The organism is Campylobacter sp. CH246, assembly GCF_004378835.1.
In the GTDB taxonomy this organism is placed as follows: domain Bacteria; phylum Campylobacterota; class Campylobacteria; order Campylobacterales; family Campylobacteraceae; genus Campylobacter_D; species Campylobacter_D jejuni.
In genome coordinates this window covers 17,825-35,198 of the sequence record NZ_RYYA01000001.1, presented here as the reverse complement: position 1 = coordinate 35,198, position 17,374 = coordinate 17,825, and the positions used below count along the sequence as shown (strand labels likewise).

General features: G+C 32.7%; 12 protein-coding genes. 6 read left to right on the top strand and 6 right to left on the bottom strand.

All coding sequences use genetic code 11. The annotated features are described in order from the left end of the window. The first annotated feature begins 71 nt into the window (after positions 1-71). Positions 72-1,139, top strand: coding sequence for a DNA polymerase III subunit beta (dnaN, locus tag ELQ06_RS00130; RefSeq protein WP_002855594.1), 1,068 nt, complete (start codon positions 72-74; stop codon positions 1,137-1,139). Between the two features lie 28 nt (positions 1,140-1,167). Then, entirely contained in the window at positions 1,168-3,477 is a 2,310-nt protein-coding gene (gene gyrB, locus ELQ06_RS00125) for a DNA topoisomerase (ATP-hydrolyzing) subunit B (RefSeq protein WP_002878709.1), read from the top strand. Between the two features lie 25 nt (positions 3,478-3,502). On the opposite strand, the gene ELQ06_RS00120 is transcribed toward gyrB, so the two are convergent. Further along, positions 3,503-3,844, bottom strand: a complete 342-nt coding sequence (locus tag ELQ06_RS00120; RefSeq protein ID WP_002853099.1) for a monoheme cytochrome C — start codon at positions 3,842-3,844, stop codon at positions 3,503-3,505. 2 nt (positions 3,845-3,846) lie between these two features. Continuing rightward, entirely contained in the window at positions 3,847-5,085 is a 1,239-nt protein-coding gene (locus ELQ06_RS00115; protein WP_134237447.1) for a sulfite oxidase, read from the bottom strand. A 203-nt stretch (positions 5,086-5,288) separates the two neighbouring features. Here ELQ06_RS00115 and ELQ06_RS00110 point away from each other — a divergent pair, with 203 nt between their 5' ends. From ELQ06_RS00110 to ELQ06_RS00100, 3 genes are all read left to right on the top strand, one after another. Continuing rightward, the gene (locus tag ELQ06_RS00110; RefSeq protein ID WP_032588912.1) at positions 5,289-6,596 is read left to right on the top strand and encodes a Na+/H+ antiporter family protein; all 1,308 of its coding nucleotides are present in this window, start codon (positions 5,289-5,291) and stop codon (positions 6,594-6,596) included. Positions 6,597-6,729: 133 nt separating this feature from the next. After that, a complete protein-coding gene (gltB, locus tag ELQ06_RS00105; protein WP_002877914.1) occupies positions 6,730-11,220 on the top strand; it encodes a glutamate synthase large subunit in 4,491 nt (1,496 codons plus the stop codon). Between the two features lie 10 nt (positions 11,221-11,230). Further along, the gene (locus tag ELQ06_RS00100) at positions 11,231-12,676 is read left to right on the top strand and encodes a glutamate synthase subunit beta (protein ID WP_022552183.1); all 1,446 of its coding nucleotides are present in this window, start codon (positions 11,231-11,233) and stop codon (positions 12,674-12,676) included. Here the strand turns inward: ELQ06_RS00100 and ELQ06_RS00095 are convergent, their stop codons facing one another. The 3 genes from ELQ06_RS00095 to ELQ06_RS00085 all read right to left on the bottom strand — a co-directional run bounded on the left by ELQ06_RS00095 (position 12,677) and on the right by ELQ06_RS00085 (position 14,236). Further along, a complete protein-coding gene (locus ELQ06_RS00095; protein WP_002853153.1) occupies positions 12,677-13,252 on the bottom strand; it encodes a ribonuclease HII in 576 nt (191 codons plus the stop codon). 32 nt (positions 13,253-13,284) lie between these two features. Then, positions 13,285-13,524 (bottom strand): ComEA family DNA-binding protein, encoded by a 240-nt coding sequence (locus ELQ06_RS00090; RefSeq protein ID WP_002855574.1) that lies wholly within the window; start codon positions 13,522-13,524, stop codon positions 13,285-13,287. A 64-nt stretch (positions 13,525-13,588) separates the two neighbouring features. Then, complete coding sequence (locus ELQ06_RS00085) at positions 13,589-14,236, bottom strand: ferritin family protein (protein ID WP_002855562.1); 648 nt, start codon at positions 14,234-14,236, stop codon at positions 13,589-13,591. A gap of 159 nt (positions 14,237-14,395) precedes the next feature. On the opposite strand from ELQ06_RS00085, the gene ilvD reads away from it, so the two are divergent. After that, entirely contained in the window at positions 14,396-16,072 is a 1,677-nt protein-coding gene (gene ilvD, locus ELQ06_RS00080) for a dihydroxy-acid dehydratase (protein WP_134237446.1), read from the top strand. A 46-nt stretch (positions 16,073-16,118) separates the two neighbouring features. Here the strand turns inward: ilvD and ELQ06_RS00075 are convergent, their stop codons facing one another. Continuing rightward, the gene (locus ELQ06_RS00075; RefSeq protein WP_052794027.1) at positions 16,119-17,345 is read right to left on the bottom strand and encodes an HD domain-containing protein; all 1,227 of its coding nucleotides are present in this window, start codon (positions 17,343-17,345) and stop codon (positions 16,119-16,121) included. Positions 17,346-17,374: the final 29 nt, after the last annotated feature.

The following is a 17,374-nucleotide window of genomic DNA, read 5'->3' as shown; positions in this document are numbered from 1 at the left end:
GAAGAATTTCACAATTTCAACAAGCTTATTATTACAACGAATTTAAAATTAAAATAAACCAAGGAGAAAAAATGAAGTTAAGTATCAATAAAAATACTTTAGAATCTGCAGTGATTTTATGTAATGCTTATGTAGAAAAAAAAGACTCAAGCACCATTACTTCTCATCTTTTTTTTCATGCTGATGAAGATAAACTTCTTATTAGAGCTAGTGATTATGAAATAGGTATCAACTATAAAATAAAAAAAATCCGCGTAGAATCAAGTGGTTTTGCTACTGCAAATGCAAAAAGTATTGCAGATGTTATTAAAAGCTTAAACAATGAAGAAGTTGTTTTAGAAACCATTGATAATTTCTTATTTATAAGACAAAAAAGCACAAAATACAAACTTCCTATGTTTAATCATGAAGATTTTCCAAATTTTCCAAATACAGAAGGAAAAAACCAATTTGACATTGATTCAAGTGACTTAAGTCGTTCTCTTAAAAAGATATTACCAAGTATTGATACAAACAACCCAAAATACTCCTTAAATGGTGCATTTTTAGATATAAAAACAGATAAAATTAACTTCGTAGGAACTGATACAAAACGCCTTGCAATCTATACTTTAGAAAAAGCAAATAATCAAGAATTTAGTTTTAGTATCCCTAAAAAAGCTATTATGGAAATGCAAAAACTTTTCTATGAAAAAATAGAAATTTTTTATGATCAAAATATGCTTATCGCTAAAAATGAAAATTTTGAATTCTTTACAAAACTTATCAATGATAAATTTCCAGATTATGAAAAAGTTATACCAAAAACTTTCAAACAAGAACTCAGTTTTTCAACTGAAGATTTTATAGATAGTCTTAAAAAAATCAGCGTTGTAACTGAAAAAATGAAACTTCATTTTAACAAAGATAAAATCATCTTTGAAGGTATAAGTTTAGACAATATGGAAGCAAAAACAGAACTTGAAATTCAAACAGGAGTAAGTGAAGAATTTAATCTTACTATAAAAATCAAATATTTACTTGATTTCTTAACTTCTATAGAAGAAGAAAAATTCACTTTAAGTGTAAATGAACCTAATTCAGCATTTATAGTCAAATCCCAAGGACTATCAATGATTATCATGCCTATGATTTTGTAATAAAACAAGTAAAAGATAAAGGAAAAATATGCAAGAAAACTATGGTGCGAGTAATATTAAAGTCTTAAAAGGCTTAGAAGCTGTTAGAAAACGCCCAGGTATGTATATAGGAGATACAAACATAGGCGGACTTCATCATATGATTTATGAAGTTGTGGATAATTCTATCGATGAAGCTATGGCAGGACATTGTGATACTATAGATGTAGAAATCACTACTGAAGGAAGCTGTATAGTTAGTGATAATGGTCGTGGTATTCCTGTTGATATGCACCCAACTGAAAATATGCCAACTTTAACTGTTGTTTTAACTGTCCTTCATGCAGGGGGAAAATTCGATAAAGATACTTACAAAGTTTCAGGCGGTTTGCACGGTGTTGGGGTTTCGGTTGTAAATGCACTTTCTAAAAAACTTGTAGCTACAGTTGAAAGAAATGGAGAAATTTATCGTCAAGAATTTTCAGAAGGTAAAGTTATCAGTGAATTTGGTGTGATAGGAAAAAGTAAAAAAACAGGAACAACTATAGAATTTTGGCCTGATGATCAAATTTTTGAAGTGACTGAATTTGATTATGAAATTTTGGCTAAAAGATTTCGTGAACTTGCATACTTAAATCCAAAAATCACTATAAATTTTAAAGATAACCGCGTAGGCAAACATGAAAGTTTTCACTTTGAAGGTGGAATTTCTCAGTTTGTTACAGACTTAAATAAAAAAGAAGCTTTAACTAAAGCAATTTTCTTTAGCGTAGATGAAGAAGATGTGAATGTTGAAGTAGCTTTGCTTTACAATGATACTTATAGTGAAAATTTACTCTCTTTTGTAAATAATATCAAAACTCCAGATGGTGGAACACACGAAGCTGGTTTTAGAATGGGTTTAACTCGTGTGATAAGTAACTATATAGAAGCAAATGCAAGTGCTAGAGAAAAGGATAATAAAATCACGGGTGATGATGTGCGTGAAGGTTTGATCGCTATTGTGAGTGTAAAGGTGCCTGAACCACAATTTGAAGGACAAACCAAAGGAAAACTTGGTTCAACTTATGTGCGTCCTATAGTTTCAAAAGCAAGTTTTGAATATTTGACTAAATATTTTGAAGAAAATCCTATCGAAGCTAAAGCTATAATGAACAAAGCCTTAATGGCAGCTAGAGGAAGAGAAGCAGCGAAAAAAGCTAGAGAATTAACGCGTAAAAAAGAAAGTTTAAGCGTAGGAACTTTACCAGGGAAATTAGCTGATTGTCAAAGTAAAGATCCAAGTGAAAGTGAAATTTATCTTGTGGAAGGGGATTCTGCAGGAGGTTCTGCAAAACAAGGTAGAGAAAGATCTTTTCAAGCTATACTGCCTTTGCGTGGTAAAATTTTAAATGTTGAAAAAGCAAGACTAGATAAAATTTTAAAATCTGAGCAAATTCAAAATATGATTACCGCTTTTGGCTGTGGTATAGGTGAAGATTTTGATCTTTCAAAACTTAGATATCATAAAATCATTATCATGACAGATGCGGATGTTGATGGATCACATATACAAACCTTGCTTTTAACTTTCTTCTTCCGTTTTATGAATGAACTTGTAGCAAATGGACATATTTATCTAGCACAACCACCTTTATATCTTTATAAAAAAGCTAAAAAGCAAATTTATTTAAAAGATGAAAAAGCTTTGAGCGAATACCTGATAGAAACAGGAATAGAAGGTTTAAACTATGAAGGTATAGGAATGAATGATTTAAAAGATTATTTAAAAATCGTTGCAGCTTATCGTGCGATTTTAAAAGATCTTGAAAAGCGTTTTAATGTGATTTCTGTGATACGCTATATGATAGAAAATTCAAATTTAGTTAAAGGAAATAATGAAGAATTATTTAGTGTAATCAAACAATTTTTAGAAACACAAGGACACAATATCTTAAATCATTATATCAACGAAAATGAAATTCGAGCTTTCGTTCAAACTCAAAATGGCTTAGAAGAACTTGTGATCAATGAAGAACTTTTCACTCATCCACTATATGAAGAAGCAAGTTATATTTTTGATAAGATTAAAGATAGAGGCTTGGAATTTGATAAAGATATTTTAGAAGTTCTTGAAGATGTTGAAACCAATGCTAAAAAAGGTGCTACTATACAACGCTATAAAGGTTTAGGGGAAATGAATCCTGAGCAACTTTGGGAAACCACAATGGATCCAAGCGTAAGAAGACTTTTAAAAATCACTATTGAAGATGCACAAAGTGCAAATGATACCTTTAATCTCTTTATGGGTGATGAGGTTGAACCAAGACGCGATTATATCCAAGCACACGCTAAAGATGTAAAGCATTTGGATGTGTAAATTTATCATTGAAGAAATCATTTCTTCAATGAGTTTTGTTTTGTAAAAGTATAGCTAGAGGAATTCTTCTTCTTGTATCGTATTTTTCTCCATAATATTTTTCAAGATAATTTAAAATTTTTTCTTCATCTTCAGGTTCTATTTCCCAAAGTCCTTCACTATCTTGCATCCATCTTATAGCTGCTAACCAAGCTTTTCTACTTGCATGCATGTTGGTAATGAGATTGGATCCATGACAAGCTAAACAATTTGCTTCCACTAAAGGTGAATCAGGATCGATAATCAATCCTGTATCAGGGTTAATTTCAAGATTTTGAGCCCAACTTGCACTTAAAAACAATGCTAAGATCAATATAATTTTTTTCATACTTAAATTCCATAAACATTAACTCTATGGCATGCATTATTGATATATCCTCCTGGATTCCACTGTGCTAAAACCATAGGTTGACTGTTACCTTGACTATCGATAGCTCTTGCCCAAATTTCATAATATCCTTTTGTTGGTATTGATATTTGAGCACTCCATTTTTGCCATGCTAATCTATTTAATGGTTTTTCTACCTTTGCTTTAGTCCATGTTACGCCATAATCATTGCTTACATAAACTTCACTAACTTCAAGTTCTCCAGCCCAAGCTTTACCTCTAACTTCAAATTTTTTATTTGCTTTTATTTCAGAACCATTTTTGATATTAGTAATTACAGATCTTATAGGCATTGATTCTATGATTTTCATCTCGCCTTTATAGTTAAAATCTCCTGGTTTTACCGGATTTACAGGAACTTTATAAGAACCTTCCATTTTTTCACCATCATGAATTTTATTTCTTACTGAAATTTTATAAAGCCATTTACCGCTTGTACTTGCAGGGTAACCACCACAAACAAGTCTAAGTGGATAGCCATTGACTAAAGGAATATCTTTGCCTTCATAAGCCCAAGCTATTAGAGTTTCATCTTGTAAAGCTTTAGAAATAGGAACTCCTCTACTAATAGGTGAAGTTTCTTCACCATTTAATTTTGTATCTATGCCATAATATCCGATATAAACCGCATCATTTTTGATACCACAATCTTTTAAAATATCTTTTAAACGCACTCCTGTCCATCTACCGCAAGCTACTGCACCATAACCCCATTGAGTTCCTTTTGTGCTAGGTATAACTTCAGATCTACCATTTCCACCGCATTCAACTGTTAAGGCATAAGTATAGGTTTTAAATTTCTTTTTTAAATCTTCTATGGTGTAAGATTTTTTATTGATAATGTTTTCTCCATCGATTTCTAAAGTCCAACCTTTATGAAGTCTTTCTTTTATCGTTTCTAGGCTTGGTGGTAAGCCATTATTTCTAACAAAGAAATTTTCAGGTTTAGTAAAATCAGAATCAAGAGCATAAATTTCAGTTTCTGCTGTTAATGGTTTTTCACCATGATAGATAAGATCTTTTTTACCTTCTATTTTAAAATCAGGCAATTCTTTTGCCAAAGCCTTACTTCCTAAAAAATTCTCAAAAGAAAAATTTGACAATACACTAATGCCAAATAAACCAAATCCTATATTTTTTAGAAAGTCTCTACGATTTTCTTTTTGATCGTTCTGTTTCATTGAAATATCCTTATATTTTTATGATTTTTTTATTTTATTATAAATTTTAGGAATTTAAATAATTGATTATATTAATCTTTTTGATTAAAAAAATTAATTATTTTTATAATTTTGCATATTAAAATAAAATCATTATATGTTCGAGTTTTATTACATTTTAACTAAGTTTTTTCTACAATTAAATTTTTAAAATTATTTAAGGAATGATTTTGACTTTACTTACTAATCCTATCATTATCAGTGTTGTTTTGATGACTTTACTTTGTTTGTTTCGTTTTAATGTGCTTTTGAGTCTTTTGATCTCAGCTCTTGTTGCAGGTGTATTTTCTCATCTTGAACTCGTAGATACTATGAATATACTTATAAGCGGAATGAAAGAAAATTTAAAAACAGCTCTTAGCTATATACTCTTAGGAGCCATTGCTGCAGCGATTTCAAAGACAAATTTAACTGCATATTTGATCAAGATAGTAAGTCATTTTATATCTCATAAAAAATATTTATTGCTTTTGTCTATAGCTTTGATTTCTTGTTTTTCTCAAAATTTAATTCCTATTCATGTAGCTTTTATACCTTTGTTGATTCCACCTCTTTTAAGTCTTTTTAATAAACTTAAAATTGATCGTAGAGCGGTTGCTTGTGCTTTAACTTTTGGCCTTACTACGCCTTATATGGTTTTGCCAGTAGGTTTTGGGCTTACTTTTCAAGATCTTTTAAAAGATAATTTAAATGCAAATAATGTAAGTGTATCTTTAAATGATGTTACAAATACTATGTATTTTGCTGCTATTTGTATGATAGCAGGACTTTTTCTAGCGCTTTTTGTGTTTTATCGTAAGCCAAGAGAGTATCAAGAAGTAGAAATTGCTAAAGTGGATTTAGAAAATCTTGAAATGACGCGTAAGGAATGGGGCGTTTTAGCTGGGCTTGTTTTAACTTTAATTTTGCAAATTTTGACTATGAATTTGCCTTTATCAGGGCTTTTGGGTTTTGTTTTAATGGTTATTTTGGGTGGAGTTGAATTTTCAAAAGTCAATGAAGTTTTTGATGATGGGCTTAAAATGATGGGTTTTATAGCTTTTGTTATCCTTGTTGCTGCAGGATATGGAGAAGTTTTAAAAGAAAGTGGATCAGTAGTAGATCTTGTAAATTCAGTCGTTCCTTGGATGGAGCAAAGTAAATTTTTAGCAGTATTTTTCATGCTTTTAATAGGACTTATCATCACTATGGGTATAGGTACTTCTTTTGGAACTATACCTATCATAGCTACGCTTTTTTGTCCTATTTGTTTGGAACTTGGTTTTAGTACAGCACTTATTATATTTATCTTAGGAGTAGCAGGAGCTTTAGGAGATGCAGGAAGTCCAGCCAGTGAAACAACCATGGGAACTACTGTAGGATTAAATGCTGATAAACAACACGATCACATTAAAGATACTTGCATACCAACTTTTATTTTTTATAATGGTCCATTATTGATTTTGGGTAGTATTATCGCCATGTTTTTATAATTTTTGCAAATCTATCAAAATATTTTTTAATTTATTTATTTTTAAGATAAAAATTATATCGATTTTAAAAAAATGTATGCTATAATCCTTATAAAGCTAACAAAATTTAAATCAGTCTTATAAGGAGAGCAAAATGGATTTAGAAAATATCCTAGAAAATAATCAAAGCATAGGTTTATATCACCCAAAGAACGAACACGATGCCTGTGGTATCGCTGCAGTTGCTAATATACGCGGTATTGCTTCTTATAAGGTTATTTGTGATGCTTTAGAAATTTTGATGAATCTTGAACACCGAGGTGGTGCAGGAGCTGAAGAAAATTCAGGTGATGGGGCAGGGATTTTGATCCAAATTCCACATGATTTTTTTAAAACTCAAGAATTGGGTTTTGAACTTCCTAAAAAGGGTGATTATGCCGTAGCACAGATGTTTTTATCACCCAATACTGATGCAAAAGAAGAAGCAAAAGAGATATTTTTACAAGGTTTAAAGGATAAAAAACTTGAATTTTTAGGTTTTAGAGAAGTGCCTTTTAATCCTAGCGATATAGGTGCAAGTGCTTTAAAAGCTATGCCTTATTTTTTACAAGCCTTTGTGAAAAAACCAAGTAAAATAAGTGCAGGACTTGAGTTTGAAAGAGTGCTTTATAGTACGCGTCGCCTTATAGAAAAAAGAGCTATTAATGTGCCAAAATTTTATTTTTCAAGTTTTTCTTCACGCACCATAGTTTATAAAGGAATGCTTCTTTCAACTCAATTGAGCGATTTTTATCTTGATTTTAAAGATGTCAATATGAAATCAGCCATCGCTTTGGTGCATTCTCGCTTTTCGACTAATACCTTCCCAAGTTGGGAAAGAGCCCATCCAAACCGTTATATGGTGCATAATGGAGAGATTAATACCATACGCGGAAATGTTGATAGCATAAGAGCTAGAGAAGGCTTGATGCAAAGTGAGTATTTTGAAAATTTAGATGAAATTTTTCCTATCATAGCTAAGCCTAGCAGTGATTCTGCAATGTTTGATAATACTTTAGAATTTTTAGCTCTAAATGGTCGTACTTTAGAAGAAGCTTTTATGATGATGGTGCCAGAACCTTGGCATAAAAATGAAAATATGGAAAGCAAAAAGCGTGCTTTTTATGAATATCATTCTTTATTGATGGAGCCTTGGGATGGGCCTGCTGCTATAGTTTTTACTGATGGAGTGATTATGGGGGCGAGTTTGGATAGAAATGGTTTTCGTCCTTCAAGGTATTATCTTACAAAAGATGATATGCTCATACTTTCAAGCGAAACAGGGGCTTTAAAACTTGATGAAAAAAATATCAAAGCCAAAAAACGCTTAGAACCTGGAAAACTTTTACTCGTTGATACAGCAAGAGGTAGGGTTATAGCTGATAATGAAATCAAAGAGCATTATGCTAATGCTAAGCCTTATAAAAAATGGCTTAAAAATTTAGTTGAACTTGAAAAACAAAAAAGCGGAGTTTATAAACATCAGTTTTTAAAAGAAGATGAGGTTTTAAAACTCCAAAAAGCTTTTGGTTGGAGTTATGATGAGCTTAAAATGAGTGTGGCTGCTATGGCTCAAAATGGTAAAGAAGCTATAGCAGCTATGGGTGTAGATACTCCTTTAGCTATACTTTCTAAAACTTATCAACCTTTGTATAATTATTTTAAACAACTTTTTGCACAAGTAACTAATCCTCCTCTTGATGCCATAAGAGAAGAGATCGTTACTTCTACAAGGATTTATCTAGGAAGCGAAGGCAATTTATTAAAACCCGATGAAAACAATGCAAAACGCGTAAAAATAGCTTTGCCTGTGATAAGCAATGAAGAACTTTTTGAAGTTAAGGCTTTAAATAAATTTCAAGTTAAAGAATTTTCTATACTTTATGATTATTCTAAAAAAACTTTAGAAAAGGCTTTAGATGAACTTTGCGTTAAGATAGAAGATGAGGTTAAAAAAGGTGTTTCTATTATCATTTTAAGCGATAAAGGAGTGGATGAAAAAAACGCTTATATCCCTGCTTTGCTTGCTGTTTCTGGAGTGCATAATCATCTAGTAAGAAAAAATTTAAGAACACATACAAGTCTTATCATCGAAAGTGGTGAACCTAGAGAAATTCATCATTTTGCATGTCTTTTAGGTTATGGTGCGACTGTTATTAATCCTTATTTGGTTTATGAGAGCATACAAAAACTCATTGCCAATAAAGATTTAAATTTAAGTTATGAAAAGGCGGTAGAAAATTTCATCAAGGCAAGTTCAAGTGGCATAGTCAAAATTGCTTCTAAAATGGGAGTTTCTACCTTGCAAAGTTATAATGGCTCTGCACTTTTTGAATGTCTGGGCTTAAGCTCTAAGGTGATTGATAAATACTTCACTTCTACAACTTCACGCATCGAAGGTATGGATTTAGAAGATTTTGAAAAAGAACTTATTGCTTTACACAAACATGCTTTTAACGATACGCATAAGGCTTTAGATTCTAAAGGAATTCATGGTTTTAGAAGTGCTAAAGAAGAACATTTAATTGATCCACTTGTGATTTTTAATCTTCAGCAAGCCTGTCGCAACAAAGACTATAAAAGCTTTAAAAAATACTCGGCTTTAGTAGATGAAAAACAAGTTAATTTGCGTTCTTTGATGGAATTTGATTTTAGTGAAGCTATCAGTATAGATAAGGTTGAAAGTGTAGAAAGTATAGTTAAACGCTTTAGAACAGGGGCGATGAGTTATGGTTCTATTTCTAAAGAAGCACACGAGTGTTTGGCACAGGCTATGAATAAAATAGGTGCTAAATCAAATTCAGGTGAAGGTGGCGAGGATGAAGAACGCTATGAAATCAAAGAGGGTGTGGATAAAAACTCAGCCATTAAGCAAGTAGCAAGTGGGCGTTTTGGCGTGGATCTAAACTACTTAAGTCATGCAAAAGAAATTCAAATCAAAGTCGCTCAAGGCGCAAAACCAGGTGAAGGCGGACAATTAATGGGCTTTAAAGTCTATCCTTGGATAGCTAAGGCTAGACATTCTACTGCAGGTGTGACGCTTATTTCCCCACCTCCTCATCATGATATTTATTCTATAGAAGATTTGGCTCAACTTATTTATGACCTAAAAAATGCTAACAAAGACGCTAAAATTTCAGTAAAACTTGTAAGCGAAAATGGCATAGGAACGGTTGCTGCAGGTGTGGCTAAGGCAGGAGCGAATTTAATCCTTGTTTCAGGTTATGATGGAGGTACAGGTGCAAGTCCTAGAACTTCTATACCGCATGCGGGAATTCCTTGGGAGTTAGGTTTGGCTGAAACACATCAAACTTTGATTTTAAATAAGCTTAGAGATAGGGTAAGATTAGAAACTGATGGAAAGCTTATGAATGGGCGTGATTTAGCCATAGCGGCACTTTTAGGAGCTGAAGAATTTGGTTTTGCAACCGCGCCTTTGATTGTTTTAGGTTGTACGATGATGAGAGTTTGTCATCTAAATACCTGTCCTTTTGGTATAGCTACTCAAGATACAGAACTTAGAGATCGTTTTAAGGGCAAAGTAGATGATGTGATTAATTTCATGTATTTTATAGCTGAGGAGCTTAGAGAATACATGGCAAGACTTGGTTTTGAACGCCTAGATGATATGATAGGTCGCGTGGATAAACTCCGTCAAAAAAGTGTGCAAGGTAAAGCAGGAAAGCTAAATTTGGATAAAATTTTAAAATCCTTGCCTACTTATAATAGAACCGCTGTGCATTTTAAAGACTATAAAGATAACAAGCTTGAAAAAACGATTGATTATAGAATTTTACTTCCACTTTGTAAAAATGCTGTGGAGAAAAAAGAACCTATCAAACTTTCTTTAGAAGTAGGAAATCAAAGCCGTACTTTTGCGACTATGCTTTCAAGTGAAATTTTAAAAACTTATGGAAAAGACGCTTTAGATGAAGATAGTATCCATATCAAAGCTATAGGCAATGCAGGCAATAGCTTTGGAGCGTTTTTGTTAAAGGGTATTAAACTTGAGATTATAGGTGATAGCAATGATTATTTAGGCAAGGGTTTAAGTGGTGGTAAAATCATAGCAAAAATTTCAAATGAAGCCACTTTTTCACCTGAAGAAAATATCATCGCAGGAAATGCTTGTTTATACGGAGCTACAAAAGGTGAAGTGTATTTAGATGGTATAGCAGGGGAAAGATTTTGTGTAAGAAATTCAGGGGCTTTAGCTGTGGTTTTAGGAACAGGTGTGCATGGCTGTGAATATATGACAGGTGGGCAAGTTGTAGTTCTTGGAGATGTGGGTGCGAATTTCGCTGCTGGTATGAGTGGGGGCGTTGTTTATATCTTTGGAAGACACAATGAAGCTCATGTAAATACCGAGCTTGTGGATATTAAAGATCTTAATGCTAAGGATGAAAAAGAATTAAAAGCCGTGATAGAAAAACATATCGCTTATACAGATTCTAAAAAGGCTAAAGATATTTTAGAAAAATTCGATAAAAAAGACTTTTTTAAAGTCATGCCAAGAGATTATGAAAAGATGTTAAAAATGCTTGATCTTTGTAAAAATGAAAAAGATCCAAATTTAGCAGCATTTTTGAAAATCACACAAAAATAAGGAGTAAAAAATGGGAAATGCAAGAGGTTTTTTAGACTTTAAAAGAATGGATTTTAAAAAAATTGCTCCTAAGGAAAGGGTTTTAAATTTCAAAGAATTTACTATACCTTTGGATAAAAAAGAACAAGAAATTCAAGGTGGACGATGTATGGATTGTGGGGTAGCCTTTTGTCATACGGGTGTGATGAGCGAAGGAAAAGATGTGGGCTGTCCTTTAAACAATCTCATTCCTGAATGGAACGATCTTATTTATCGTTCTTTATGGGAAGAAGCTTATGAAAGACTTGATCTTACCAATCCTTTTCCTGAATTTACCGGTCGTGTTTGCCCTGCTCCTTGTGAGGATTCTTGTGTGTGTGCGATAAATGGTGTTAGTGTGAGTATAAAAAATAATGAATTATCCATTATAGAAAATGCTTTTAAGGAAAATTTAGTAAGAGTAAATAAACCTAAGCAATACAATGGCAAAAAAATCGCTATCATAGGAAGTGGGCCTGCTGGGCTTGCTTGTGCTAACACTTTAAATTCACTAGGTTATAAAGTAAGTGTTTTTGAAAGAAGCGATAAAATAGGCGGACTTTTGATGTATGGCATCCCTGATATGAAGCTTGATAAAAGTATAGTTCAAAGACGGGTGGATTTGCTTAAAAAAAGTGGGATTGAATTTAAAGTGAATGAAAATATAGACAGCAAAGATAAGGTTTCAAAACTTCTAAAAGAATTTGATGCTTTGGTGCTTTGTACAGGAGCAAGTAAGCCTATAGATCTTGATATAGAAGGTAGAAAGCTAAAAGGGGTTGAATTTGCCCTTGATTTTTTAACGCAAAATACCAAAACTTTGTTAAAAACAGGCAAGGGTGCAGATACGGCCAAAGGTAAAAATGTCTTGGTTATAGGAAGCGGGGATACAAGTGTGGATTGTATCGCTGTAGCGACAAGACAAGGGGCTAAATCTATAGTGCGTTTTGAAAGAAGTCCAAAAAGACCTTTGCAAAGAAGCCAAAACAATCCTTGGCCTTTAAAAGCTGACATTTTTACTACTGATTATGGTTTAGAAGAAGCCATTGCTGTATATGGCAAAGATCCTAGGGAATATCAAAAAATGACAAAGAAATTTTTAGGAAAAACTCATGTAGAAGGTGTTGAAGCAAATGATTTAAAACGCGAGTTTAAAGAAGGCAAAGCTATAAATGTCGAAATTTCAAATTCTAAAAAAACTTATAAAGCGGATTTAGTGCTTTTAGCTATGGGTTTTAGCGGGTGCGAAGAAGCTATCTCTAAAAATTTTGGAGTGAAATTAGATGAGAAAAACAACATAAGCACAGAAAATTTCCAAACCACTCATAAAAAAATCTTTGCTTGTGGAGATGCTAGAAAAGGACAATCTTTAGTTGTTTGGGCTATAAAAGATGGTATAGAATGTGCTTTGAGTTTGCATCAAAATTTAGCAAAATAATCATAAAAGTTTAAAACTTTTTCGGTGGAGTTTGCAAATTCCAAATTTAGCTATAAATTCTTTATGAGCTTTTGTGCCATAGGCTTTGTTTTTTTCAAATTCATAACAAGGAAAGTCTTTAGCTAAGAAATTCATCACCCTATCTTTACTAACTTTTGCAAGTATGCTAGCTGCACTTACTTGCAAAATGCTAGTGTCGGCTTTGATTTGTGTTTTTATCCCGTTTATACCTAGGTTGGTGTTTCCATCATATAAGAAGTTATTTTCTGTTTTAAAATGCTTTTTTATAAGTTTTAAGCCTTTTTTTAAACAAGTGCTTAAGCCTAGTGCGTCGATTTGTTCCGAAGAAAAAGCAAGTATGAGATAGTTTGAATTTTTGATGATGATTTCATAAAGTTCTTCGCGTTTTTTTTCGCTTAGTTTTTTAGAATCACACAACCCATCAAGTTGTTTGTTCAGTTTGCAAGCTGCCATCATCATAGGACCTGCTAAAGCACCGCGTCCTGCTTCATCAATACCGATTAAATTTATATCAAATTCGTTTAAAAGTTCTTTTGTGTCAAATAAAGTTTTCAAATTTTTCTAAAAAGAAGGGCAAAAATGCCCTTTTATTCTACTGTGATATCATTTTTGATTTTTTCAAAAAGCTTATCACCTATGCCTTTAACTTTTTTAAGATCATCAATACTTGTAAAATTTGCTTCTTTACGGTATTCTAAAATCGCTTTAGCCTTAGCTTCGCCAATACCATTTAAACTTTTTAATTCTTTTAGCGTTGCAGTGTTGATATTTACAGCACCAAAGAGAAAAGCCGTTAAAGCAAAAAATAAAAATAGTAATTTTTTCATTTTCTTATCCTTTTATTAAAAAATAATTATAATATTATCTTAAAAAGGATAAGAATTTCTTAACTTAACCCAAAAATTCGCGTTTAAAATACTCTTTTGGTGCTTTACATAAAGGACAGGCTGCTGGAGCTTTTTTGCCACGATGTATATGTCCGCATACTTCACAAACCCATAATTCTTCTACTTCGCTATTAAAAAATTCTTCTTCTTCAAGCATTTTTTTAAGTGCTAGATATTCTCTTTCGTGTTCGATTTCTACTTTACCAATAGCTGTAAATAATCTTGCTATAGCCTTTTTACCTTCATCTTCAGCAATTTTTGCAAAATTTGGATACATAGTTGTGTGCTCATAGTTTTCACCTTCTGCAGCACTTACTAGGTTTTTTGTAGTTACTTCTAAAGGTTTTCCATCAACGATTTCATGATAAGCTTTAAATTCTGCTCTTGCATGCCATTTTTCATTTTCAGCTGCTTCTCTAAAATGTCTAGCAACCGCATGCCAACCTTCTTCTTCAGCTACATCAGCAAATAAATCGTATTTGTTTCTCGCCATAGATTCGCCCGCAAAAGCTTTCATCAAATTTACTGCAGTTAAATCTGTAGTGATACATTTCATTTCTTCACCACAACAACTAAGCTTACCTCCACCTACATTTTGAACTTCTACTTCATTACCACATTTTTGGCATTTATAGGTTTCATATTGTCTCATTTTGACTCCTTTTTTGATTATCAAAAAGTATTGTATTATAAAAAAATATTTTTGTCAATTAATAATTTTTATCATTTATGAAAATGTATATCAAAATAAATTTCACAAAAATTAAGCTTTGCTAAATATAATTTTAAAAAATTATTATCAGGAGTTACAATGAGAAGCGATGCGATAAAAAAAGGACATTTAAGAGCACCTAATCGTTCTTTACTTCGTGCTTGTGGTTTGAAAGATGAAGATTTTGACAAACCTTTTATAGGTGTAGCAAATAGCTATATAGATATAATCCCAGGGCATTATTTTTTAAATGATTATGCTAAAATCATTAAAGATGAGATACGCAAAAATGGTTGCGTACCTTTTGAGTTTAATACCATAGGCGTAGATGATGGTATAGCTATGGGACATGAAGGTATGCTTTATTCTTTACCAAGTCGTGAACTTATCGCAAATTCTATTGAAACGGTGATGAATGCTCATCAACTTGATGCTTTAATCTGTATTCCAAACTGCGATAAAATTACTCCTGGTATGTTAATGGGAGCTTTAAGGGTCAATGTTCCAACCATTTTTGTAAGTGGTGGGCCTATGGCTTCAGGAGTAACCAAAAAAGGAGAAAAGATCAGCCTTAGCTCTGTTTTTGAAGCTGTAGGGGCTTATGAATCCAAAAAAATTAGTGAAGAAGAATTTAAAGATATAGAATGTTCAGCCTGTCCAAGTGGTGGATCTTGTTCGGGAATGTTTACAGCAAATTCTATGAATACCTTATGCGAAGCTATGGGTATAGCACTAGAAGGCAATGGAACCATTTTAGCTTTAAGTAAAGAAAGAGAAGAGCTTTTAAGAAAAGCAGCGCGTCGTATTTGTGAAATCGCCCTAGATGAACGTTTTAAAATTCGTAATATCATCACTCAAAAAGCTGTGCGTAATGCTATGGTAGTAGATATGGCAATGGGTGGAAGTAGCAATACAGTTTTACACATGCTTGCCATTTCGCGTGAAGCAGGGGTAGCACTAGACATTAAAGATTTAAATTTCATCTCAAGCAAAGTTGCACACATAGCAAAAATAGCCCCATCGCTAAATAGTGTTTATATGGATGATATCCACAAAGCAGGGGGTGTAAGTGCAGTTATGGCTGAAATTTCAAGCAGACAAGGACATATTTTAGAACTTGATGCACTAACTATCACAGGAGAAAGTCTCGAAGAACGCTTAAAAAATGCCAAAATCAAAGATGAAAATATCATTCGTAAAGTAGATAATGCTTACTCAAAAGTAGGTGGGCTTGCCATTTTGTTTGGAAATTTAGCCGAGCAAGGTTGCGTTATAAAAACCGCAGGAATAATCGGAGAAAGAAAATTTAAAGGCAAAGCTGTTTGTTTTAACTCTCAAGATGAAGCTATAAAAGGCATTATCAAAGGCAAGGTGCAAAAAGGAAATGTTTGTGTAATACGCTATGAAGGTCCAAAAGGGGGTCCTGGTATGCAAGAAATGTTAAGTCCTACTTCACTTTTAATGGGTATGGGTTTAGGTGCTGATGTAGCTTTAATCACCGATGGTCGTTTTAGCGGGGCTACAAGGGGTTTAAGCATAGGTCATGTTTCTCCTGAAGCTGCTGAGGGTGGGCTTATAGGGCTTTTAAAAGATGGTGATGAGATAGAAATCGATGTAGATGCTTATACCATCAATGCAAATTTAAGCGATGAAGAAATCACAAAACGCAAAAATGACTTTGTAATGCCTCAAAAAGAAGTAAAATCCAGATGGCTTAGAATGTATCAAAAACTTGTAACAAATGCTAGCAAGGGTGCGGTTTTAGATATGGAATGAAAGAGTTTCTTTCATTCCGTTCTTGGAGTTTATAATCAAAATAAGATTAAATTTTAAAATAATCCCTAAATTCTCTACAAATTTCGAGGAAATTTACTCCATCGATTGTAGGGCTTTCGTTGAAAAATCTAAACATATCTTCAAAACCGTTTTCAAGTTCTTTAGACTTTACTCCATAGCTTATGCTAAGCCCTGCTTCAATAAAAGCAGCAATTTTATCGCAGTATTTAAGCGCCTTACCATCTATAGCACCAAATTCATTTTCATTAAAAGAGCTTAAACTTCCGCTGCAAAGCTCGATTTTAGCATTTTTATAAGTGCGATTTTCAAACTCATTTTTTACAAAATTTGACTCACCGTTTCTACCTTCTCTAATGCCTAAAATATAAGAAAACTCAGCCCTTAAACCCTCAGGTACAAAGGGTAAAATTCTTTCATTAATAAGTTTCATTTCATAATCATTTATGATATCATGAAGTCCATCAATGCCGTATTTTACAGGGCTGATAATATCACGTGTTAAAGACTCTGGCAAATCATGAAACAAAGCACAATAAAAATTATTCTCAAGTCTTTTATCGCAAGCCTTGATTTTTAGTGAGTAAAAATATCCTAAAATCGCCACCACAAGCATATGTCCTAAAACCGCGGTTTCTGGTATGCGTGGAGTTTGAGCCCAACGTTTTTGAAAGCGAAGTCTTCCGCTAAGATCAATAATTTTGGCTATTTTTTGATTTAAAGCGATTTTTCTAGCTCCTATAAGCTCATAGTAATCTTCTAATTCTTCTTCAACTTTGTTTTTAATCTCATCAATATCATTTAAAAAAGCTGAGGTTTGATAAACTATGTTAAATTCCCATCTTGTAGCAAAATATGAAGCTGCTTTTAAGATAAGTCTTTCTTTAGCATAAGCATTACCATTTAAATACGCTTCAAAACGCTTTAGAAATTCCCCATCTTCTATATCTTCTATCATAGGTTCGATTTTGCTTAAAACCCAAGCATTAACTTCAGCTTTTTTTTGACGCACGATTTCATGATACACATCAGGGCGTATATCAGTTACCACAACACGACTTAAAAACTCAAAAATTCCCCCTTCTATAATCACTCTCATATCCACATCTTTTTCCATTTTAGCGATAAAATATGCAATGATGAATTTATGAGCTTGTTTGTCAAGTTCAACTAAATTTGCCATTCTTGGATAATCATTCCAACGACTGATAGAAGCGGCTTTAAAAATGTGTTCTATGAGTTTTATGTTTATCATGCTTTTGCCTTTTTTGCAATTTAAATTTA

Coding starts and splice junctions, on each gene's coding strand:
- gltB (WP_002877914.1), top strand. CDS start 6,730: ATGGATTTAGAAAATATCCTAGAAAATAATCAAAGCATAGGTTTATAT.
- ELQ06_RS00100 (WP_022552183.1), top strand. CDS start 11,231: ATGGGAAATGCAAGAGGTTTTTTAGACTTTAAAAGAATGGATTTTAAA.
- ELQ06_RS00110 (WP_032588912.1), top strand. CDS start 5,289: ATGATTTTGACTTTACTTACTAATCCTATCATTATCAGTGTTGTTTTG.
- ilvD (WP_134237446.1), top strand. CDS start 14,396: ATGAGAAGCGATGCGATAAAAAAAGGACATTTAAGAGCACCTAATCGT.
- ELQ06_RS00085 (WP_002855562.1), bottom strand. CDS start 14,236: ATGAGACAATATGAAACCTATAAATGCCAAAAATGTGGTAATGAAGTA.
- dnaN (WP_002855594.1), top strand. CDS start 72: ATGAAGTTAAGTATCAATAAAAATACTTTAGAATCTGCAGTGATTTTA.
- ELQ06_RS00090 (WP_002855574.1), bottom strand. CDS start 13,524: ATGAAAAAATTACTATTTTTATTTTTTGCTTTAACGGCTTTTCTCTTT.
- ELQ06_RS00075 (WP_052794027.1), bottom strand. CDS start 17,345: ATGATAAACATAAAACTCATAGAACACATTTTTAAAGCCGCTTCTATC.
- gyrB (WP_002878709.1), top strand. CDS start 1,168: ATGCAAGAAAACTATGGTGCGAGTAATATTAAAGTCTTAAAAGGCTTA.
- ELQ06_RS00115 (WP_134237447.1), bottom strand. CDS start 5,085: ATGAAACAGAACGATCAAAAAGAAAATCGTAGAGACTTTCTAAAAAAT.
- ELQ06_RS00120 (WP_002853099.1), bottom strand. CDS start 3,844: ATGAAAAAAATTATATTGATCTTAGCATTGTTTTTAAGTGCAAGTTGG.